This window comes from Neobacillus sp. D3-1R (assembly GCF_052180215.1).
GTDB lineage: Bacteria > Bacillota > Bacilli > Bacillales > Cytobacillaceae > Pseudoneobacillus.
In genome coordinates this window covers 2,489,733-2,512,347 of sequence record NZ_CP197471.1, presented here as the reverse complement: position 1 = coordinate 2,512,347, position 22,615 = coordinate 2,489,733, and the positions used below count along the sequence as shown (strand labels likewise).

19 protein-coding genes are annotated in these 22,615 nt (G+C 33.8%); all 19 read left to right on the top strand.

The genetic code is table 11. From position 1 onward, the window contains the following. The first annotated feature begins 22 nt into the window (after positions 1–22). The 19 genes from ACSBPO_RS12880 to ACSBPO_RS12790 all read left to right on the top strand — a co-directional run bounded on the left by ACSBPO_RS12880 (position 23) and on the right by ACSBPO_RS12790 (position 22,579). The gene (locus ACSBPO_RS12880; RefSeq protein ID WP_442593852.1) at positions 23–1,393 is read left to right on the top strand and encodes an aldehyde dehydrogenase; all 1,371 of its coding nucleotides are present in this window, start codon (positions 23–25) and stop codon (positions 1,391–1,393) included. Between the two features lie 19 nt (positions 1,394–1,412). Beyond that, entirely contained in the window at positions 1,413–2,021 is a 609-nt protein-coding gene (locus ACSBPO_RS12875) for a branched-chain amino acid aminotransferase (protein ID WP_442593850.1), read from the top strand. A 139-nt stretch (positions 2,022–2,160) separates the two neighbouring features. Beyond that, positions 2,161–2,349 carry a DUF6954 family protein gene (locus tag ACSBPO_RS12870; protein ID WP_442593848.1) on the top strand — a complete coding sequence of 63 codons (189 nt, stop codon included), beginning with the start codon at positions 2,161–2,163 and terminating at the stop codon, positions 2,347–2,349. Positions 2,350–2,466: 117 nt separating this feature from the next. Further along, positions 2,467–3,891 carry an FAD-binding oxidoreductase gene (locus ACSBPO_RS12865; RefSeq protein ID WP_442600363.1) on the top strand — a complete coding sequence of 475 codons (1,425 nt, stop codon included), beginning with the start codon at positions 2,467–2,469 and terminating at the stop codon, positions 3,889–3,891. Next, a complete protein-coding gene (locus tag ACSBPO_RS12860) occupies positions 3,891–4,448 on the top strand; it encodes an MFS transporter (RefSeq protein ID WP_442593846.1) in 558 nt (185 codons plus the stop codon). The genes ACSBPO_RS12865 and ACSBPO_RS12860 overlap by 1 nt, the downstream gene beginning before the upstream one ends. A gap of 154 nt (positions 4,449–4,602) precedes the next feature. Next, entirely contained in the window at positions 4,603–6,024 is a 1,422-nt protein-coding gene (dacB, locus tag ACSBPO_RS12855; RefSeq protein ID WP_442600362.1) for a D-alanyl-D-alanine carboxypeptidase/D-alanyl-D-alanine endopeptidase, read from the top strand. Between the two features lie 47 nt (positions 6,025–6,071). Next, positions 6,072–6,983, top strand: coding sequence for a CBASS cGAMP-activated phospholipase (locus tag ACSBPO_RS12850; RefSeq protein ID WP_442593844.1), 912 nt, complete (start codon positions 6,072–6,074; stop codon positions 6,981–6,983). Between the two features lie 77 nt (positions 6,984–7,060). Next, a complete protein-coding gene (locus tag ACSBPO_RS12845) occupies positions 7,061–7,975 on the top strand; it encodes a LacI family DNA-binding transcriptional regulator (RefSeq protein ID WP_442593842.1) in 915 nt (304 codons plus the stop codon). 293 nt (positions 7,976–8,268) lie between these two features. Further along, positions 8,269–9,033 (top strand): alpha/beta hydrolase, encoded by a 765-nt coding sequence (locus tag ACSBPO_RS12840; RefSeq protein ID WP_442593840.1) that lies wholly within the window; start codon positions 8,269–8,271, stop codon positions 9,031–9,033. A gap of 509 nt (positions 9,034–9,542) precedes the next feature. After that, positions 9,543–11,303, top strand: a complete 1,761-nt coding sequence (locus ACSBPO_RS12835) for a glycoside hydrolase family 13 protein (protein ID WP_442593838.1) — start codon at positions 9,543–9,545, stop codon at positions 11,301–11,303. A gap of 342 nt (positions 11,304–11,645) precedes the next feature. Then, the gene (locus tag ACSBPO_RS12830; protein WP_442593836.1) at positions 11,646–12,341 is read left to right on the top strand and encodes an N-acetylmannosamine-6-phosphate 2-epimerase; all 696 of its coding nucleotides are present in this window, start codon (positions 11,646–11,648) and stop codon (positions 12,339–12,341) included. A gap of 12 nt (positions 12,342–12,353) precedes the next feature. Then, on the top strand, positions 12,354–13,298 hold the full coding sequence (locus ACSBPO_RS12825) for an ROK family protein (RefSeq protein WP_442593834.1): 945 nt from the start codon (positions 12,354–12,356) through the stop codon (positions 13,296–13,298). Between the two features lie 27 nt (positions 13,299–13,325). Beyond that, the gene (locus ACSBPO_RS12820) at positions 13,326–14,390 is read left to right on the top strand and encodes a Gfo/Idh/MocA family protein (protein ID WP_442593832.1); all 1,065 of its coding nucleotides are present in this window, start codon (positions 13,326–13,328) and stop codon (positions 14,388–14,390) included. A 67-nt stretch (positions 14,391–14,457) separates the two neighbouring features. Continuing rightward, a complete protein-coding gene (locus tag ACSBPO_RS12815; RefSeq protein ID WP_442593830.1) occupies positions 14,458–15,318 on the top strand; it encodes a MurR/RpiR family transcriptional regulator in 861 nt (286 codons plus the stop codon). Positions 15,319–15,351: 33 nt separating this feature from the next. After that, on the top strand, positions 15,352–17,172 hold the full coding sequence (locus tag ACSBPO_RS12810) for a sensor histidine kinase (protein ID WP_442593828.1): 1,821 nt from the start codon (positions 15,352–15,354) through the stop codon (positions 17,170–17,172). 1 nt (position 17,173) lies between these two features. Beyond that, positions 17,174–17,917, top strand: a complete 744-nt coding sequence (locus ACSBPO_RS12805) for a response regulator transcription factor (RefSeq protein WP_442593826.1) — start codon at positions 17,174–17,176, stop codon at positions 17,915–17,917. Positions 17,918–18,126: 209 nt separating this feature from the next. After that, positions 18,127–20,577, top strand: coding sequence for a DUF4855 domain-containing protein (locus tag ACSBPO_RS12800; RefSeq protein ID WP_442593824.1), 2,451 nt, complete (start codon positions 18,127–18,129; stop codon positions 20,575–20,577). A 91-nt stretch (positions 20,578–20,668) separates the two neighbouring features. Further along, the gene (locus tag ACSBPO_RS12795) at positions 20,669–21,478 is read left to right on the top strand and encodes an MBL fold metallo-hydrolase (protein WP_442593822.1); all 810 of its coding nucleotides are present in this window, start codon (positions 20,669–20,671) and stop codon (positions 21,476–21,478) included. 21 nt (positions 21,479–21,499) lie between these two features. Beyond that, positions 21,500–22,579 carry a Gfo/Idh/MocA family protein gene (locus tag ACSBPO_RS12790; protein ID WP_442593820.1) on the top strand — a complete coding sequence of 360 codons (1,080 nt, stop codon included), beginning with the start codon at positions 21,500–21,502 and terminating at the stop codon, positions 22,577–22,579. The last annotated feature ends 36 nt before the right edge of the window (positions 22,580–22,615 follow it).

Sequence of the window (22,615 nt, the reverse complement as noted above, 5' to 3'; positions counted from 1 at the left end):
ATTAATTATTTGGAGGAGTTTAATGAATAATTATAATGAACTAATTCAAAAACAAAGGTCTTTCTTTTTAGAAGGAAACACAAAGAATGTCTCGTTTCGATTAGAAGCATTACACTTATTAAGAAAATTAATAAAAGATAATGAACAAATATTAATGAATGCGCTAAAACAAGATTTAAACAAAAGCGAATTTGATTCATATTTAACTGAAATCGGGATTGTTTTAGAAGAAATTCGTTTTACTATTAAAAATTTAAGCAAATGGGTAAAACCTAGAAGAGTGAAAACAACCTTAACTGGAATAGGCTCTAAGAGTTATATCTATCCAGAACCATATGGAGTAGCACTTATCATAGCTCCTTGGAATTATCCTTTCCAGCTAGCAATAGCACCCTTGATTGGTGCCATTGCTGCAGGAAATTGTGCTATTTTAAAACCGTCTGAATTGACACCCAATACATCAGCTTTTTTGGCTGAAATGATTAAAAAGAACTTCCCTGAAGAATATATTGCGGTAGTGGAGGGTGGAGCAGAAACAAGTACAGCCCTATTAAAGGAAAAAACGGATTATATATTCTTTACTGGCAGTGTTCAGGTTGGGAAGATTATTATGGAAGCTGCTTCTAAAAATTTAACCCCTGTTACGCTTGAACTTGGTGGGAAAAGTCCTTGTATTGTTCATGAAGACGCAAACCTAAAATTAGCAGCTAAAAGGATTGCTTGGGGTAAATTTATGAATGCTGGTCAAACCTGTGTAGCGCCAGATTATATGTATATACATAAACGAGTAAAAAAAGAATTTTTACAATTAATGAGAGAATCTATCTATGAATTATATGGTCAAAATGTTATAGAAACTGGAAATTTTACAAAGATAGTAAGTGAAAAGCATTTTAATCGCTTAATCACTTTTTTAAATAATGGAGAAATTGTTATGGGGGGTAAGTATAACTCAAGTAAGCTCCTAATTGAGCCAACTGTTCTTCAAAACGTATCTTGGACAGATAAAGTGATGGAAGATGAAATTTTTGGACCTATTCTTCCAGTTATAGAATATGATGATTTGTCCCAAATGATTAAGGTAATAAACGATAGATCTAAACCATTGGCCTTATATATTTTTAGTGAGAATAGCAGTGTGCAAGAAAAAATTATAGATAATGTTTCATTTGGTGGTGGGTGTATCAATGATACTGTGTTCCATTTAAGTTCACCACATTTACCATTTGGTGGAGTGGGAGAAAGTGGAATAGGAGCCTATCATGGCAAAGGGAGCTTTGATGTATTTTCCCATGAAAAAAGTATCTTAAAGCAAACGACTGCATTTGATCTCCCATTCCGCTATCCAAATACAAAAAATGCATTAAAGAAAATTAAATGGTTTGTAAAATAAATACTTCGGAGGAACTTCAATGATGAAAAAACAAATGTCCCAATATTTATCTAATTTAATTCAGCAAAAAGATAATCCTTCTATCATAGAATTATTTAAAGAAGAAAAAGATTATGTGGAAAGAAATGACTTATTATCTGAACTATCGGGGGAGCCAATTACAATTGTTGAAAAGGACTCTGCATTGAGATTTGCAGACGCCTATATAGAACGTAGTAACAAAGAAACAGAGGAACTGATTTCTGAAGAAGGTCAACCTTTTTTAAGTCAACCAATCCGTTTTTTAAAAGAAAATATGAATGAGTTTATTTATATTGAATCCAATTGGTTTGAACTCATTAGGGTAGAGTCTGTTTCCTTTGAAGTAGATGATGTTTTTGGAACCTATGATGTCATGCTTGGATTAAAACAACCCAAGAAATTAGAATCAAACATTAAACAGATTCTAGAAAATGAATTAGATGGTGACCAGGCGAAGTTTGATTTAATGTTTGAGGATGGAATGTGGAATCTTAATTTTGATTTAAATTCTGTAAAAGGATTTCATGAAGAAATGAACATGGGGGAAGCTTTTCAAACTATTTATGTATTTTTGTTTAAATTAGTTGAAACATTGGAGAATAAGTAACGTTTAATATTAAAATGTTACCCCAGAGATATATCTCTGGGTTTTTTACTTTTAAAATGAAAATGGGTGAAATCCCTGTGACTAAATCTTCAATTTTCTCGTCTGTAAATATATAAAGTTTTTTGAAAGGTTGATAAAAATGAAATGGGTAATCTATTTTGTTTTTGTTCTCTTATATATTTCTGTAACCATTTTTGGTTTAGGTCCAGTCCTTTTAGCAGATGGTACTCTACAAGAAAGAATTATGACTTTAGGAGTCGTATTAGGAATCTATTTCTTTTTAACGCTTCTTCTTTACATGTGGAGAAGGAATAAAGAGAATAGGTGAAAAATACAAGGTAGAAAGACCGTCAAGATTGGCGGTCTTTCTTTTACTCATTGTGAAAATAAATCATAAAATGTAAAATTACACTAAATCGTTTGTTGGAAGAGAGGGCTAATTATGATGAAAAAATTAAGATTACTAGTCGTAATAGTTTATTCTCTTTGTTTAGTAGTTTCGATGATTTTCTATTATAAAAAACCCACTTATGCTGAAGATGCAGGTAAGTTACTTCCAACAGCAATAAAAGAAATTCGTTCTGCTACTAACGAGGAAGTACTTGCAAAATGGGTGAAAACGGAAAATATTCAAAAAGGAAAAATTAGCATAGCTGGGATGCAACATACCCAAGGTGGCCATACCTTGTTTCCTGGTGCAACCTTAATCGACATGAAAAGCTATAATAAAATCCTTAACTATCAACCAGAAATGCAGCAGATTACGGTTCAAAGCGGAATTACGTGGGACCAAATTCAGAAAAGGATTAATCCTGATGGATTAGCATTACGTGTAACCCAATCACAATCCATTTTTACAGTAGGAGGTTCATTAAGTGCTAACATCCATGGTCGAGATATTCGATTCGGTTCTTTATATGATACTGTTCAATCTTTTAGACTATTAACTCCTCAAGGTGAAATTATTGAGGTATCCAGAACGAAAAACAAAGCTTGGTTTCCTTATGTGATAGGTGGTTATGGTTTATTTGGAATTATTTTGGATGTCACTTTAAACCTGACGAAAGATGAACTTTACCAAATTGAATCACAATCCATGACGGTGCAGGAGTATCCTTCCTATTTTATAGAACAAGTTAAAGGAAATACTAAAACGAAAATGCATATGGCTAGAATTTCAGTAGCACCGGAAACATTTTTAGAGGATATGTATGTGATCAATTACAACTTGGCAACTAATCAATCAAAAATAAAAGATTTTAATCAATTAAATGAAAGAGAAGTAGTTGCTTTACCTAAAGCTTTACTTGGGTTTTCACGTTATAGTGATGTTGGAAAAAATGTACTTTGGGAAGCTCAAAAAAAGTATCTATTAAACAAGAGTGATTCCTTTATTACGAGGAATAATGTCATGCGCTCTGAAAGTCAGTTTATGGAATATGAACAGCCTGGAAGAACAGAAATCCTTTCAGAATTGTTTATTCCAGTAAAGGAATATCCAGCATTGATTAATGATTTAAAAAAGATATTAAAAAATAAGAATGTAAACCTATTAAATATAACCATTCGATATGTTGAAAAAGACGAGCAGGCAGTACTATCTTATGCAAAAGAAGATATGTTTGGGCTAGTGATGCTGATTAATCAAGGAACTCGCAAGCAGGATATAGTAGACACTCAGAGTACCGTTCGTCATTTAATTGATGCAACACTTTCACATGGAGGAACCTACTATTTACCATATTATCCTTATGCCTCTACTGAACAAATAAGAAAATCTTACCCTAATCTAGATAAATTTTTTCAAAAGAAAATGGAAATGGATCCGAATGAGGTGTTTGTAAATCTGTTTTATAAGGAGTACAAGTGATGAACTATCAACGTTTCCTAAAGTCTCAAAGTTTGATTGTGTCAGCCAGTAGTGTGGTATTTCCTTTTTATTTATTATTTATACGAAATGTTGGTGAAAGCTTTTCGCAATTTGGTTGGGCTTATGGATTATTTACTTTAATTTCGGCATTCTCTTATCCATTAATCGGCAAATTGACCGATCGATTTGGTGAAAGAGATTTACTCCTTATATATACATGGGGAATGGCAATCATTATGTTACTAATTCCAGTTACAACTGAGATTTGGATGATTTATATCATTCAAATAATAATGGGGGTTCTTGGAGCTGTACAAAAGACGGCTGAAAAGACGGCTCTTTCCAGACATGTTCAAACAGGACCAGATCATTCGGTTGGAAAATCAATTGGACATTATCATTTTTGGACAGCGATTTGGTCGGCAGTTGCAATCATTTTAACAGGTTATTTAATTGACTTTTTAACAATTGGTTCGCTATTTTATATAGCTTCATTCATGTTCTTTTACGCAGGGATCATTATAAGTAAGCCAATTAAAAAGAAAAATACTGATTAATTAAGACTTAACCTAATTTGGTTAGGTTTTTTTTATGAAAAAATTTACATATTATTCTTTTAATGCGTAACGATAAAAAATAGGCGTATGTTATTTATTCAAAAAGAGAGGCAATGATGTGTTGAGAAATTTAACCGTGATTTTTTTACTTTCCATGATAATTTTTGGTCAATCCTTTGAACCAATTGTAGTAAAAGCAGAAGGAGATTTCGAACAAGAACTAAATCAATTGATAAATAACGACCCAAATTTAAACGGAGCAATAATAGGAATAAGCATCCGTTCCGCAAAAACTGGAAAAATAATATACGAACATTTAGGTGATGTTAGATTAAAGCCTGCATCTACTTTGAAAATTTTTACTGCTGCAGCCGCTCTTGAAACTCTTGGACCAAATTATCAATTTTCTACAGATATACTTACGGATGGAGAAATAAAGGGGAAAAAGCTAAAGGGAAATTTATATTTAAAAGGAAAGGGAGACCCGACTCTTTTAATATCAGATTTTGAAAAGATGGCTGAGCGGTTGAAGCAAAAAGGAGTTAAAGTGATTAAGGGAGATTTACTTGCCGATGCTTCTTGGTACGATGATATCCCGTATTCGATTGATTTGCCTTGGAGTGATGAGCATACTTACTATGGAGCACAAGTCTCAGCTTTGACGGTTTCACCAAGTAAGGATTTAGATAATGGTACGGTGTTACTAGAAATAAAACCTGCTAAAAAAGCTGGTAAAAGGGCAAATGTAACCATTATACCTAAAACAGATACTGTTACTATTACGAATCATATAAAAACAGTCCAAAAAGATAATGGTAATAGTATTGTTATTAAACGGGAACATGGAAATAATAATATTGTTCTTAATGGTTCGATCGCTATGGGGACAAAAAAGATGAAAGAATGGATAGCGGTATGGAACCCAACCCTTTATGCTCTTGAATTATTCAAACAATCTATGAAAAATAAAGGAATAAAGGTAGAAGGAAAGTTAAAGGAAGATCTTGTTCCTAAAAATGCCAAGCTTCTCATTACTCACCAATCCATTCCTTTATCAGGAATACTGATCCCCTTTATGAAATTGAGTAATAATGGACATGCAGAAATATTAGTAAAAGAAATGGGAAAATTTGTATACGGTGAAGGCAGTTGGGACAAAGGTTTAAAGGTGGTCGAAAATCAGATTAAGAAGCTAGGGGTCAATACACATACTCTAGTTTTAAGAGACGGTTCAGGTGTTTCTCATATTAATATGATCCCAGCAAATGAATTATCAAGTATATTATTTACTGTACAAAATAGAAACTGGTTTCCTGTTTTTCTAACCGCCTTACCCTCTAATGGTGAAACTGATAAGCTAGTAGGTGGAACTTTACGTAACCGTCTTAAATCCAAACCATTTCGCGGAAGAATAAAAGCTAAAACCGGAACATTAACGACGGTTAGTTCGTTAGCCGGCTACATCGAAACAAACAATGGAGAGAAATTAGTTTTTGCTATCCTATTAAATAATTTAATCGATGAATCAAAAGGAAAAATGATAGAGGATAGGATAATGTCAATTTTATTGGAATAATAATAACGCTTTTAGCTCTGGAAAAATGTTTTAAAATAGGTGATCTTATGAAAATTTTATGCATCGATGGTGGAGGAATTCGAGGTGTTCTTCCCATTGCTATTTTACATGCCATGGAGCAGGAACTGAAAAGACCTATTGGTGACATGTTTGAAGTAATTGCGGGAACTAGTACTGGTGCAATCATTGCTGCTGGAGTTTCAATCAATATAAATATGAAAGAATTACTTGAAAATTACCTAAAGTTTGGGGAGAAAATATTTATTCGCCAGGCCAAGGTGGGTCTTTTTAAAAGTGTCTATAGTGACCGTTATTTAAGGTGCCTATTAAAAAAAGCCTTTGGAGAGCTTTCGCTTGCTGAAATTGATAAACCATTAATCATACCTGCAGTTGATGTTACACATGGGAAGCCATTTGTTCATCGATCTAACTACGGTCACCCAGACAGTGAGAACCTTTCGATTAAATTATGGGATGCTGTTCTTTCCTCGTGTTCAGCCCCTGTATATTTTCCTCCTAATAATGTAGAGAACCGGTATTTATCGATAGATGGTGGATTATGGGCCAATAATCCCTCTTTAGTTTGTATTACTGAATCTCTTCAATTCTTTCAAAAGAATTTAAATGAACTAAAAATAGTTTCCCTTGGTACAGGAATGCAGAAGATAGATTTTAGGATAGAATCTGATAAATACTGGGGGGTAAGGCATTGGCTACCTTTTCATTTTCCTTCTATGAAAGTGACTCCAAAGTTGCTTGATTTGGCGTTAAACTTATCTTCTGAGTCTATTACTTATCACAGTCAACTTCTCCTACAAGACCAATACTTACGTATCAATAAAGAGCTTGGGGAAGAAGTTCCATTTGATGATGTTACTTATATGGATAGATTAATTGAACTTGGCTACGAACTATACAATCATGAACGTAATAGGATATTTAAGTTTTTAGAACTCTAACGTTTAAACCGATCCATATAGACAGTTATAAAGTAATATGATAAATTGCATTTAAACGTTTAAGTGGAGATAATAAAATGAAAAAAGTGACGATGAAAAATATAGCTGAAATGGCAAATGTGTCAGTTGCGACTGTAAGTTATATTTTAAACAATGTTAAGAACCAATCGATCCCTACAGAAACTAGGGAACGAGTACTAGAAATAGCTAAAAATTTAAACTATATTCCAAACCTTGCCGCCAGATCACTCGTGAAACAAAAAACAGGTCTGGTAGGAATTCTAGTTAATAAAGATGTTCATCAAGGCTTTTGGAGGAATCTACAATACGCCCAATTTATTACCGAACTTGAAAGTTTGTTAACAAGAAGCGGATATCATGTTGTGCTTTCGAGTCTTGATGCCTCTAATCCAAATCCACAAATCATCTTGGAAAGAAAATTGGATGGGGTATTTTTAATTGATGCGAACGAAGATACTTTTTATCATATTTCCAGACAATTTATAGCTGTTCCACTTGTTGTGATTGATAGTGTGATTGATGATCCTTTGTTTTTTAAAGTGATGCCTGATTTTGAAAGTGCATTAGAAAAGGCGAAGGTGCTGGTTCACCCACATCCTTACTTTCTGGTCATGGAACAATTTAATAATAAGCAGCTTGCTAAAAAAATAAAGAAGCATTCAAATCTTAATGAAGATGACATTTATATGGTAAAGAATGAACGGGAATTAGCATTATTTTTGGAAAAGAATAAGGGTAAAAAAGGTATCGTCGTAAATGAATTTTTAGGGAGCATAGCTGCGAAATATTTCTCTCCAGACGATCTCATTGTTATATGCAATTCAGAATGTCCTGATATTCTTACACCATCTATTCAAAAAATTGCATTTAAGTCTCCTAAATCAACTTCAGCCTTTGAAGTGATGCAAAAGTTAATTCAAAATAACGATTTAGATAAGCTAGAAAAGTACATTTTAATTGGTGTGAACTAAAGCTTTTATGTCATGTGATACATAAAAGCTTTTTTGTTTTAGGCTTTTTTCTGAAACTTTGTTGCTTTTTGAGACTAATAAATAGATCATTTCACGATATAGGGTGTTAAACTCATATGGAAATCAAGAGAAGAGAGCCTGTAAAAATCCGGCTTTAGGGATTTTTACGAAAACCACAATCTATACGAAAACAGCTTTGTTTTAAGAACATATAGACATGATTTAAAGCGTGTGATAGAGTTTACTTAAACGCTTAAGTGAACTCTTAAAATCCATAATAAAGGGGCAAAAAGATGTTAGAGGAATTTCAAATCACCATTACACCTTTTCAAAGGGAACGAAAAGTCAGAGTGTATCTTCCTAAAGGCTATGATGAGTCAGAAACACATTATCCTGTTTTATACATGCATGATGGTCAAAACCTTTATAGGGATGAGGACGCAAGCTATGGTATGAGCTGGAGAATTGCGGATTTTCTAAATCAAAGTGACCTGAAGTTAATTGTAGTTGGGATTGATTGTGCCCCTGGTGATACAAGATTAGATGAGTATGGTCCATGGGTAAATGAGACAGTTGGAAAAGAGTTATTAAACAAAGATATGCCTTTTGGTGGTGAAGGGAAGCAATATATAGACTTTATTGTAGAAGAATTTAAGCCATTTATTGATAGAAAATATCGTACGATTCCTAATGAAACAGCAATGGCAGGAAGTTCAATGGGAGGATTAATTTCCACTTATGCAGCTTGTAAATATCCGCATATTTTTAATAGAGTAGCCTCTTTTTCTTCAGCCTATTGGTTTAATCAAAAGGAATTAGAACAATTTATTCAAGATAGTGATTTATCAGCAGTAGAAAAGTTCTATCTAGACGTGGGAACAAAAGAAGTATCCGGTGATGTTTCAAATCAGAAGTACGTTGAGTCTAGTCAGGCCGTATATGATCTATTGAAAAAGAAAGTGGCCGATTGTCGATTTGAAATTATTGAAGATGCTGTTCATAACGAAACCGCTTGGAGCCAGAGAGTTCCGAATGTCTTTAACTATCTTTTTAAATAGGCTCTTTTCTAAAACTTTGTTGTTTTTGTAACTAAAAAAGAGAGATTTCACAATATCGGGTGATAAAATTCCCTTAAAAATAGGCTATGTTATCAATTAATGTTGATTTCAATGTGTTTGAAAAATAAACGGAAAAATTCCGTTAATTTTGGAAAATACCCATATTTCCTTTAAAATAAGGGGAGTTTTTCCTGTTATCTTATCCAAACCCTTTAGTTCTGTCGTATTTAGAGCCGTTAACCGGAATTTCTCCGCTTATACCTGCTATTTTAGCTTCCTCTATATACATTAGTCGGAATTTCTCCGACTATTAATTCTCATACCTACAAGAAAATCAACAATGAAATAATAACAGAGCTTAAAAATAAAGAAAAGAGCTGATCTCATATAAAGAGAAGCTGTAAAAATTCGGCTTTTGGGATTGTTATCATAACCTAAATCTATAAGAAACAGCCTAAGATAGTTTCTTAATAACTTAAACGATTAAGTAATTGAATGAGGTGGAATATATGTTAAAAGAAGCTGTTTATCATCGACCAAAGGGAAATTTTGCTTATGCTTATGATGAAAATACACTACAAATCCGTTTACGTACTAAAAAGGATGATGTCAATAAGGTAGTTTTGTTATGGGGTGATCCATTTACATGGGAACAAATAGAGGATGGGACCTGGCAATGGAAAATTGAAGAAAATGTAGTCATGACAAAATTAAACAGTACATCGTTGTTTGATTATTGGGTTGGTGAGATTAAACCTGAATATAAACGTGTTAAGTATGGATTTGAACTACACGATAATCAGGAAAAAATCATCTATACTGAAAAAGGATTTTTTGAAGAAAAGAAAGAGGTCTCTGAATTTAACTCAAGCTTCTTTACCTTTCCTTTCTTAAATGAAGAAGATGTTTTTCATGCACCAGAATGGGTAGCTAACACAGTGTGGTATCAAATATTCCCAGAGCGTTTTGCGAACGGAAACAAAGCCAATGACCCAGAAGGAACCTTAGAGTGGGGCATTACTGAACCAACCCCAACGAGTTTTTTTGGCGGTGACCTGGAAGGGATAATTCAAAAAATCGACCATCTTGTTAAGTTGGGTATTAATGGGATCTATTTAACTCCAATATTTAAGGCTTATTCGAATCATAAATATGACACGATTGATTACATGGAGATTGACCCTCAATTTGGGGATAAAGAAACGTTTAAACGATTGGTTGAAGTTTGTCATAAAAATGGAATAAAAGTCATGTTAGATGCAGTCTTTAATCATAGCGGATATTATTTTCCACAATTCCAGGATGTATTGGAAAAGGGTGAAAAATCCGATTATAAGGATTGGTTCTATATCAAAGATTTTCCTATCAGGAAAGAACCAAAGCCAAATTATCATACTTTTGCATTTGAGCCCTTTATGCCTAAATTAAACACAGCACATCCTGAAGTAAGAGAATATCTATTAGAAGTTGGCCGATATTGGGTAAGAGAATTTGATATCGACGGCTGGCGTCTCGATGTAGCAAATGAAGTTTCTCATGAATTCTGGAGAGAGTTTCGTAAAGAGGTAAAAGCTATAAAGCCAGATTGCTATATACTTGGGGAAATTTGGCATGACGCGATGCCTTGGTTACAGGGTGACCAGTTTGATGCTGTAATGAACTACCCGTATACAAATGCCGCCATTCAATTATTTGCTGAAAATAAAATAGGTATGAATGAATTTTTGGATCAAACAGCAGAAGCATTAATCAGATATCCTCAAAATGTGACAGAAGTGGCATTTAATCTACTCGGAAGTCATGATACGCCAAGAATTGCAACCATTTGTGGAGAAAATTATTCCAAGGTGAAACAACTTTTTGCATTTCTGCTTTCTTCGCCAGGAACTCCATGTATCTATTATGGAGATGAAATAGGGATAACAGGGGGAATGGATCCTGGTTGTCGTAAATGTATGGCCTGGAATGAAGAAGAACAAGATTTCGATTTACTGCAATTTATAACAAAATTAATTCAACTTAGACATACTAATCCAGCGTTTGGCAATAACGGTGAAATTCAATTCATTGACTCCAAATTAGATTGTGTTATGTATACAAAATCATATAAGAATGAAAAGTTACTGTTTATATTCAACCCTACAGATAAAATGGTTACTTTACCGGTTCCTAGTGAATATAAATTTAGCAGCCTAAATCAACAAGTTATTAATGATACAAATATTAATCTTGCGGCACATGGAGTTGAAATTTTATCTATTAATCAATAAGTATCAATTAAGAAAGCCTTATTAAAATGAGGCTTTCTTATTTTTTTGCTCTTTTCGCATAAATTGTTGTTTTTAACTTATTTAGCCCGTTGATTTCCGCTCCAGGCACTTACTTTTCGCGGGGATGAATTATGAAAAAGCCCTAATTTTTTTATAAGGGAGATTAATTTAGTAATTGAAATAAATTTTAATCTTACTTTTGAGAAGATGAAAAAACTAATAATCTTTGTTTAAAAAAAGAAAAATTTATCCTCCTGTGTATAAAAAAATGGAGGATTTTTTCATTTTTCCGTGAATACATATAAACTAAGTTATCTTTCTATTAGAGGAAGTGGAATTTTTATGGATATTATAAAGGAAATAAAGGGTGGGCTCATTGTTTCTTGTCAGGCTTTGGAAGATGAACCTTTATTCGGTTCCGCTAACATGGCTTTAATGGCAAGAGCTGCTAAGGAAGGTCATGCAGTTGCCATAAGAGCGAATGGGAAAGATGATATTCAATCCATCATAAATGAAACAAGATTACCAGTAATAGGTATTGTCAAACGAAACTACCAAAATAGTGATATGTATATAACTCCAACCATAGTAGAGGTAGATGAAGTATTCGCTGCTGGAGCTGATGCTGTAGCAGTTGATCTAACCAATCGATTGAGGCCCGATCGAATATCGAATAGTGAATTTATTAAAAGTATTAGATGTAATTTCCCAAAATTAATGATTATGGCTGATATTTCTACATATGAGGAAGGGATTGAGGCTGATTCTCTAGGTGTTGACTTAATTGCTACTACCTTAGCAGGTTACACTAGCTACAGTAAACAAGATGATTATCCAAATTATGATCTAATTTATAGACTTTCAGAAAAGTTGCAAACACCAATCGTTGCAGAAGGAAGGATAAATAATCCTGCTGAAGCAGTTAGATGTCTACAAAACGGGGCATGGTCAGTGGTAGTTGGTTCAGCAATTACACGTCCTCAATTAATTACAAAAAGATTTACAGAAAAAATAAAAGAATTTTATAAAAGTAATTAAAGGAGTGAAAACATGTCGGTAAGTATTGGGATTGATATCGGAGGAACCAAAATGGCTGTCGGTTTATTAGACAGAACAGGGGATATTTTATATAAAAAAGTGATTCAAACACCAGAGACTGGGAAAAATGAGATTATACATTTACTAAAAGGAGAGATTAATAACTTAAAGGATTGGGCTAATCAGAATCGTATACCCGATATTGTTGGAATTGGGATTGGAACAGCTGGTCAGATAGACTTCCCAAATGGCAGGGTTCTCTCAGGAACTACTAATATTCGAGACTGGAACAATGTGGAGTTGCGTAAAGAAATGGAATCCACTTTTCAAATTCCTGTTTGGGTAGATAATGATGTAAATGTCCTTTTGCTAGCAGAAAAATACTTGGGTGTAGCACGTGGTCAAGATGAAGTTATTTGTTTTTCCTTAGGAACTGGTGTTGGAGGAGCTGTCATAACAAAAGGAGAGATTATGAGGGGACTTTTCGGTGCAGCGGCTGAACTAGGTCATATTTCAATAGATATGCATGGACCAGACTGTAATTGTGGCTTTAAGGGTTGTCTAGAATTATATGCTTCGGGAACAGGAATAGCAAGAATGATGAAGGATAAATTGATGACTTCAAATATGACAATAAATAAGAATGAAATAAACAGTAGGCTAGTATTTGAACTTTATCACAAAGGTAATGAATTAGCAAAGGAGGTCATAGAAACTTCAATTACTGCTCTTGCTTTCGGTGTAGTTAGTTGTATACATACCTTTAACCCTGGGATGATTATTTTAGGAGGTGGAGTTGTTGAAAATGGAGAATGGTTTGTCGATCTTCTAAAAGAAAAGCTAAAATCATTGGGACTACAATCCATGATTAAACCAGTGAAAATTGTATTGGCAAAATTAGGACCAGATTCGGGGTTAATCGGTGCAGGCTACCAATCTTTTATTTATACAAAATAAAATTTATTTATTAATGGAGGGAAAAACATGAAGAAGTTAAAAATCGGTGTTATTGGTGCAGGTTCTATATCAACGTTACATCTTAATTCATATTTGAGTAACAAAAACGTGGAATTACTTGCTATTTGTGATCTTAATGAGAAACGCGCTGAAGAAAAAGCAAAGCAATATAACATCCCGGAAGTATATACAAAATATCAGGATTTGCTTAATAATCCTGAAATTGAAGCGGTTAGTATTTGTACATGGAACAACACACATGCTGAAATTTCAATCAAAGCCCTTCGAGCAGGTAAACATGTATTAGTGGAAAAGCCTTTATGTAAAACAGTAGAGGAAGCTTTAAGTGTAGAAGAAGCAGTTAAGACTAGTAATAAAGTACTTCAAGTTGGATTTGTAAGAAGGTATGCTACCAATACAAGATTACTAGAAAATTTCATTAAAGCTGGTGAACTTGGTGAAATCTATTATGCAAAAGCATCTTGTTTAAGAAGACTAGGAAATCCCGGAGGATGGTTCTCTGATATTGAACGTTCGGGTGGTGGCCCGTTGATTGATTTAGGAGTTCATATTATTGATATATGCTGGTACCTGATGGGAAAACCGAAAGTAAAGTCGATAAGCGGAAACACCTATCGAAAATTAGGAAATCGTTCAAATGTAAAAAACCTCTCCTTTTATCAAGCAGCTGATTATGATGCAACAAAAAATACCGTTGAGGATATGGCTAATGCTTTAATAAGATTTGAGAATGGCGCTTCATTATATGTGGATGTAAGTTTTACTTTGCATACAAAAGAAAGTGAAAAAATATCTGTTCATCTTTTTGGTGAAAAAGGTGGAGCTGAAATTGAACCACAGTTATCAATTGTTTCTGAAAAGCATGATACAATTTTAAATATTACTCCCCAAGTTGACAATTTATCATTTGACTTCGTTAAAGGGTTTCAAAATGAGATTGATTATTTCGTAGAGTGCTGTCAAAATGGCAAGGAAGTGCTTAGTCCAGTGGAAGATGGAGTTGAAATCATGAAAATCTTATGTGGTATTTATGAATCTGCATCAAAAGGAAAAGAAATCTATTTTGATTAATGTGTACCAAAATGAATAGGTTGATAACTACATGTACAGACCCCTTTGAATTCTAGGAGATGAAGATATGAGAAAAACCGAGCAAAATATTAGTATATTAATCATGATAAAAAGTGTTTATCAATCCTTATCAAAAGCGGAGCAAAAAGTAGCAGATTTTGTTCTTAAAAACGCTGATGAGACGATTTATTCTTCAGTTACCCTTTTAGCAGAGAAGGCTGGTGTAGGTGAAACTAGCGTTATTCGTTTTTGTCGGAAGCTTGGATGTAGAGGTTTTCAAGATTTTAAACTGTCGATTGCTCAGGATTTAGTTAATCCTACAGAGCAAGTTAATGGTGAAATAAAAGAAGATGATTCAATTGAAACTATTTGCAATAAAATTACGTCACATAATATAAGTGCTTTAAATAATACCACAAGTCTTTTATCTAAACATGAATTAATGAAGGCGACTAATACATTTGAAATGGCCAAAAAAATCTATTTCTTTGGAATAGGTTCTTCAGGGATTACGGCAAATGATGCCAAATATCGGTTTATGAGACTGGGATTTAATGCTGATTCTGCCACAGATTCGCATATTATCGCAATGAATGCTTCATTAGTATCTAAAGAGGATGTTGTGGTAGGGATATCATCATCTGGAAGCACAAAAGATTTAGTAGAAGGTATTAAGATTGGTAAAAAGAATGGTGCCCATATTATCGCACTAACGAATCATGCAAAATCCCCCATTACGTTATACGCTGATACGATTTTACTATCAGCTTCAAAAGAAACACCTTTTCAAGGTGGAGCTTTTGCATCCAAAATTGCTCAAATTCATGTTCTTGATTTACTCTCAACACTCATCGCATTAAATCAAAAGGATCGTACTTACTCGGCAATTGAAAAGACAGCAAAAGCCGTGGTAGATAAACTTTATTAATAAGTAGTATTTAAAAGGAGGATGATGTTTTTTGTGAAAAAAGGAAAACCTTTCATATTAAAACTCCCTCCTTTTAATGTGAAAATGAGATTAATAACCTATACGATGCTTGTATTAATACCAGTCATTATATTTTGTCTTGTCTATCAATATGAAGCAAAACGAATATTGAAAGAAAAAGCTGGAACGTTAATCGTTGAATCATTAGAGTTGTCTACTTCCTGGCTAGATGAAGTATTAAGTGGCGCTGTCAGAATTTCTGCTGCTGTAGGTTCTGATCGGTTAATCACTCAATATATACTAGACCAACAAGGGACACTACCTGAATATGAAAATGTTATCAATACAGTAGAAGCCTCCAAAAGATTAATGGAAATATTAAACACTGAGACAAGAGTCACCTCTGTTTGGATTTACATACCGGAAAAAAGAAAGGTTTTATCTACAGAATACGGCTATTACTCCGTAACTAATGACGTTCCTTTAGAATGGTTAAAAAACTATGCTTTGAAAGATCAAATGCAAGCATGGTTGTATCCGAATAATAACTTCTTAAATGCTAAAAGCTTAATTGATTTAACAGGTCTAAAAAATTCGCCAACTAATATAACCTTTGTCCGTATTTTGCCAGGTGTAGGAACGGAAGAGAATCCGATTATTATTGGGACCACTTACCATAAATATACGGTGGAAGCACTGTTAAACGAAGTTTCACTTAAAACCAAATCTTCCGTCTTTTTATATAATCAAACGGATGTGCTAGTTAATCGCATTGGGGAAAAGAAAGACTTAAACCTATCTTCTTTGGAAAAAAAGGGAGAGTCCTATACTTTTCATAATCAAGATTTAATTACCTATTCAACTTCTCCTATTACCGGTTGGAAGATGGTTGCTAGTGCTCCAATACATAATTATATGAGCGGACTATCTTTACTTAACAGTCTTATTTTTTCATTTATGTTTATCGTTATTCTCTTATCTATTTATAGTGCTAGGGCATTAACAAAAGGTTTCCATGATCCCCTAACGGAGTTGTTGAGAAATTTCAAGAAAATGGAACAAGGAAATTTATCAACTCGGATGAAATATACAAAAAGAGATGAGTTTGGAGAAGTCGCAGATGGATTTAATCAAATGGCTAACATTCAGGAACATTTAATACGAAGTGTATATGAAGAGAGAATTGCTAAGCAAGAGGCTGAACTGAACTTTTTAACTTCCCAAATTAATCCTCATTTTTTATATAATACGCTAGCAGCATTGTATTCAATGGCAAAAAAAGTGGATGCTACATTAGCTAATGCATTAATTGCAATGTCTCGATTGTTTAGATTTAGCTTATCTGATGGCAAAGATATGGTATCCATTAATGAATCTATTCAACTTATAACCTACTATATTGATTTACTCAATATAAGAAATCCAGGGAAATATAAACTTGAAGTTTTTGTTGAACCAGAAGCACAGTATTGTAAAATTCCCAAGTTAATTATTCAGCCTATCGTTGAGAATGCTGTAAAGCATGGTATTGAAAAGGCAAATCGCCAAGGAGTCCTTTCCATTAGTGTTACATTATTATCTAATGATTTATTAATCATGATATCGGATAATGGGATTGGTATGGACAAAGAAAAATTATTTACATTGAGAGAAAAATTAAAAGGAAGTGTTCCAGAGTCCTTTCAGCAAACAATAATGGACTATTCAAATGAACAAGAAAAGGGAACTAATTACGCCCTTTTAAACATTTTTAAAAGATTACAATTAAAGTATAATCAAGATTTTCAATTATCGATTGATAGTGAATTAGGAAAAGGAACCACCATTACATATCGATTAAAGAAGGAGGAATAATGTGAAGCTTCTAATCATTGATGATGAGCAATACATAAGAGAATCACTTACTAATGATATTGACTGGGACAAAGTAGGTTTTCAACTAATTGGCGTTGCTTCTTCAGGAAAGGAAGCTTTACAATTGATTGCTCAACATAAACCTGACATTCTTTTAAGCGATATTTTAATGCCTGATATGACCGGTTTAGAATTACTAAAAATCTTACGGATGGAAGACATTCAAACACCGATTGTTTTTTTATCAGGGTGGAGTAATTTTGAATATGCGAGGGAAGCCATTATTCTGGGGGCATCAAATTATTTATTAAAGCCATGTCCAGATGAGGAAATCGTTGAAGCACTAATCGATATAAGAACCCAAGTCGAGAAAACAGAAATTGTAACGAGACCAATTATTGAACAACCGGATATTCAATCAAATAAGCATGTTATTAAACTAGCGTGTGAATACATTTTTGAAGATCTAGTAAATGGCAGTAGCTTGACCTATGTTGCTGAAAAGGTAAATATGAATTCATCTGCATTCAGTAGGCTCTTTCATCAAGAAATGGGTTGCTCCTTCAAAAAATATGTAACTGCTGCAAAAATAAATAAAGCAAAAAAACTATTATTAGAAAGTAATTTAAAAATACAACATATTGCTGAACAACTTGGATATGTAAGCACAAGTCACTTTGTTCAAGTTTTTAGTAAATATTCAGGGAAAACGCCAGGTAACTTTAGAGAAAATTATAAATTGTAAGAACCACTTATTCTTTGAAAAGTGGTTTATTTTTTTATTAGTGCTTATACCGCATATCCATTGCCTGCAAAAAACTCGATATAAATGTCAAACACCCGATATAGGTTTTGGGTATGTGCCCTCGTTATAATAAATATGAAAGCGTTATCAATTAAGGGAAGGGGACTGTTTTGGACGAAAATCTGAATATTAAGAAAAGGGGATAGTTGATGAATAATCTTAACATTTCTAAATACTTAAAATCAGGAATCATTTCAACATTACTCGTAGGATTAATTTCTTCCAATGCACTAGCCTCAGATTTAAAAAAGCCTTCTGATGAGATCTACACTAATCTTGCTCTTTCAAAACCATACACAGTTGTTCAAGAAATGCATGATAAGCAATTAATGGCTTATGAAACTAGAACGGATGGCGATAATGGAAATCCATATGAACTGACAGATGGAAAAATTGCTGAATCTAAAGTGAATAACGCATACTTTTTTAACCCTAATTGGGTTGGGTATTCTAGGCAAGTAGCCCGTTCTGTCATTATTGATTTAGGTTCAGAAAAATTTATTAATAGTATTAAAGGTGGATTCTTACAAGAGAGAAGTGCAGCTGTGGATATTCCTCGTTATGTCAATTTTTATCTTTCGAATGATGGAGAGAAGTGGTTAATAGCAGATGAATTGAAACCAAAAACATCAAAAAGTCATGAAGCGGTAAGAGAGGAAATCGGGGTAAAGGATATCAACGTAACAGCTAGATATGTAAAGGTTCAATTTGAAGTGGGAATGTTCTCTTTTATCGATGAAATCACCGTTATGGGAAGAGATGCAGATAAAAAAGATAAAGATGTCATCACTTTAAAAAAGGTAAAGAAAATAAAGGATGAACCACTACCAAGTGAAAAGGATACAAATGGAGTAAAAGATATGTATCTAGCATTCTTATATCCTGACCACACAGGAAATGGACCACTTGGAACATGGAAAAAAGAAGATTTTAAACATGTTATTACTCATGTGGATGAAAACGGTGCATCAACGGATTGGATGTTTGACTCTATACTCTTCCAAAACGGTGGAGATCCATATAGAGACTATAAAGATAAAAATCTTTGGAATCAAGCGATCAACAAATTATTTACAAGCGATGTAAATCTTGATGCATTAGAACAATCAACAGCAGAAGTAAAACAAACATTAGGCGATTCTCAACACAAAACAAAGGTTGTCTTTTCCATTCCTTACCCTGCATTACAATCTGACAATTGGGGTGAATTAGATGGGGAACAACTGAATTTTAGAATTGATCAACCGGGTGGAGAAAAAGCATCCTTTAATGCAAGAAAAGCAGCAGTAAAGTGGTATATTGATGAAATTGTAAAGAAATTCAAAGAGAAAAATTATCAACATATTGAAATCGCAGGTTTTTACTGGACACATGAAGAGGTAGGATATGGAACACTTTACGAAGAGGATTTAGTAAAGGAAGTTTCTAAAATGATTCATGACCAAAATGCAAAATTTTATTGGATTCCATTTTTTCAAGCAAATGGTTCAACCATTTGGAAAGAGCTTGGATTCGATGCGATTATGATGCAACCCAATTACTATTTCCAAACATTCTTTGGACCTAATGCGGATAAAGGCGGAGAAATCGACTTAAGCCGGATGGAATCAGCCATTAAAACAGCTAAACGATTTGGTATGGGCTTGGAAGTAGAAGGGGACTATCATATGTTATGGAATGGCTGGGGAACCGATTATGATGGCCAGGTATACCATAGTGATTATGCCATGAGAAAATATTATGCCTATTTAAATGAAATCAAAAAGGCTGGATTGGATCAAACAATTGTCGGTTATTACTTAGGTGCAAGAACTGTTATAAAACAATTTATTGACGATCCAATTGTAAAGAACACATACGATTTAACAAATGATTTTATACATGATGATTATGAAATCCAAGAATTATCAAATGAAACGATTCCACCTCCTACTGGTGATACATGGAAAAAGCCTACCGAATTGGAAGCAAAGGTAGGAGATGTATTTACTACTCCTAAGGCATTCTCAACAGATAAGTGGTATAAGTTTCCAATTAAAGCAGGGGAGGATTGGGTTGTAACGTTGACTCCGATTGATGGAGCATTCGGTATGGAGACGAGATTATGGGGAGAAAATCAAACTGCACATAGTGGATTCTCCTACAACAAAGAAACACAAACTCAATCATTAGTGGTAAGTAACCCTACTTCATCAGACACATATGTCATGTTAAGGGTGTATATAAAAGGCACCACACCAGGAAATTACAGGATATCCCTTTCAAAACCAATTGAAGACGGTACTACGATGATGAATAGTATCGAACTTCAAAATGGAAATACTGTAGTGGCTGTATCAAATTTTGTTGGCCAAGAGACTTGGTACAGAGTTTCAGGAAAAAAGGCATTTAGTATTTTGGCTGCACCGGATGCTAACACGGATATAGATTTGGAACTGTATTGGGATACAAACAGTGGAAGTCCAATAAAAACTTCATCAATTAATCCGGCAGGTGTCGAGGAAAAAATTGAATACTCTAATCCTTTTGCAGAGAGTTTTGTTTTTTATGTAAAAGTAAAATCTATAACCACAGGTGAATATTCCATTACATTTAATTAGGAATTTCATAAGACCAATCTGTCTCTATAGATGGATTGGTCTTCCATTATTTTCATTATTTTTTTGAAAAAGCTGATAGGAGGAACTAAAATTGAAAATTCATTTGCTTGGAACTTCAGCAGCCGAAGGTTTTCCAGGAATTTTTTGTCAATGTGAACACTGTAGGAATGCAAGGGAGTTAGGTGGGAAAAATATTCGAACGAGGACTTCAGCTATTATTGATGATACATTAAAAATTGATTTTCCACCCGATACCAATCTTCATGTTTTAAGAGACAACATTGATCTATCAAAAGTAACTGACCTCATAATTACTCACACACATACCGATCATTTATATGCTGAAGACATTAGTATGAAGCTTCCTATTTACGCCAATAAGCAGAATTATCCTTTAAACATACATGGACATGACCTACCACTATATTTTTGTCGTACAAGAATAGAAGAGACAGATGAGTATTTTACATTTAATTTGTTAAAGCCCTTTAAATCGTATCAAGTGGGTTCCTTTAAAGTAACGGGTCTACTAGCAGACCATGCCCGTCTAGAAACATGCATGCTTTATGCGATTGAGAAGAATGGTAAGAGCTTTTTATATGGACATGATACTGGTTGGTTTCCAGATGAAACATGGGAGTGGTTAAACGGTAGACAATTTGATGCCGCCCTTTTGGATTGTACGAATGGAAATATTCCAGTAAAAAGGAATCATTTAAATATTGAGGCAGTGATTGAAATCCAAAGTAGATTCGTAAAAGAATCGATTTTAAAACCTAATGGCAAGATCGTTGTAACCCATTTCTCGCATAACATCGGTCTTTTACATGAAGATTTAGAGGAAATATTTAACCCTTATGGTATTGATGTTGCTTATGATGGTATGAAATTTACCATATAGGCTTAAAATGGAGGAATTAAATTGAAAAAAATAAATGTTGGGGTTATTGGTGCTGGGGCTATTGCCCAAATGGCACACTTACCTTTTTATCAAAATCATCCGAATGTCGATTTAGTTGCTCTCGTTGACTTGAATGTAGACAGAGCAAGAGAAATGGCATCAAAATATAACGTGAAAAATATCTATTCTTCTGCTGAAGAAATGTTTGAATATGAAGTGCTTGATGCTGTAAGTATTTGTACAACAAATAATACTCATGTTCCTTTAGCAAAATTGGCTTTAAAACATGGTGTTAATGTTTTAGTAGAAAAACCACTTGCTACCTGTTTAAAACAGGCATTGGAACTAGAGGAATTAGCGAGCAAAACAAATAAAGTATGTATGATCGGAATGACTCATCGGTTTCGAAATGATACAAATGCGATGAAGAAAATTATTGATAATGGTAACTTAGGTGAAATATATTATGGCAAAGCAAGGCTATTACAAAGAAGAAATACACCAATGGGCTGGTTTACGGAAAAATCAAAATCAGGTGGTGGCCCGCTTATGGACATTGGTGTTCATGTGCTTGATTTAGCCTGGTGGCTTTCAGGTCAACCAGAAGTGAAGTCTGTTTCTGGCCATCTAGTAAAGGGAATCGGTAACTATGAAACCATTATGCAAGAGAGGTGGGAGTCAGCTGAAACAAAGTCAGCCTACACACCTTTTGACGTAGAGGATTTTGCCAGTGCTTTTATTCGGTTTAAAAACGGGTTCGTTTTACAGTTAGAAGTTTCATGGGCAATGAACGGGCATCCAGATGAAGGGATTAAAGTTGATCTTTTCGGAACAAAAGGTGGTATTTCATTGCATCCATTATGTTTGTATTCAGAACAAAATCAAATATTATCTGATACGAAATTAAATGTGATACCAAACAATCCATATGAAGCAGAAATCAATCACTTTGTTCAAGTAGTTCAATCCGAGCAGAAACCTTTAATCGATATTCATCAAGGTATAAAGGTAATGGAAATGTTGGAGGGTATTTCACTTTCATCCATTCATCAGAAGGAAATATTAATGGAAGATTTACAGAGAGCAAAAAAAACGATATAAATGTTAAATACTCGTTATATAAAAATATTCAGAAAA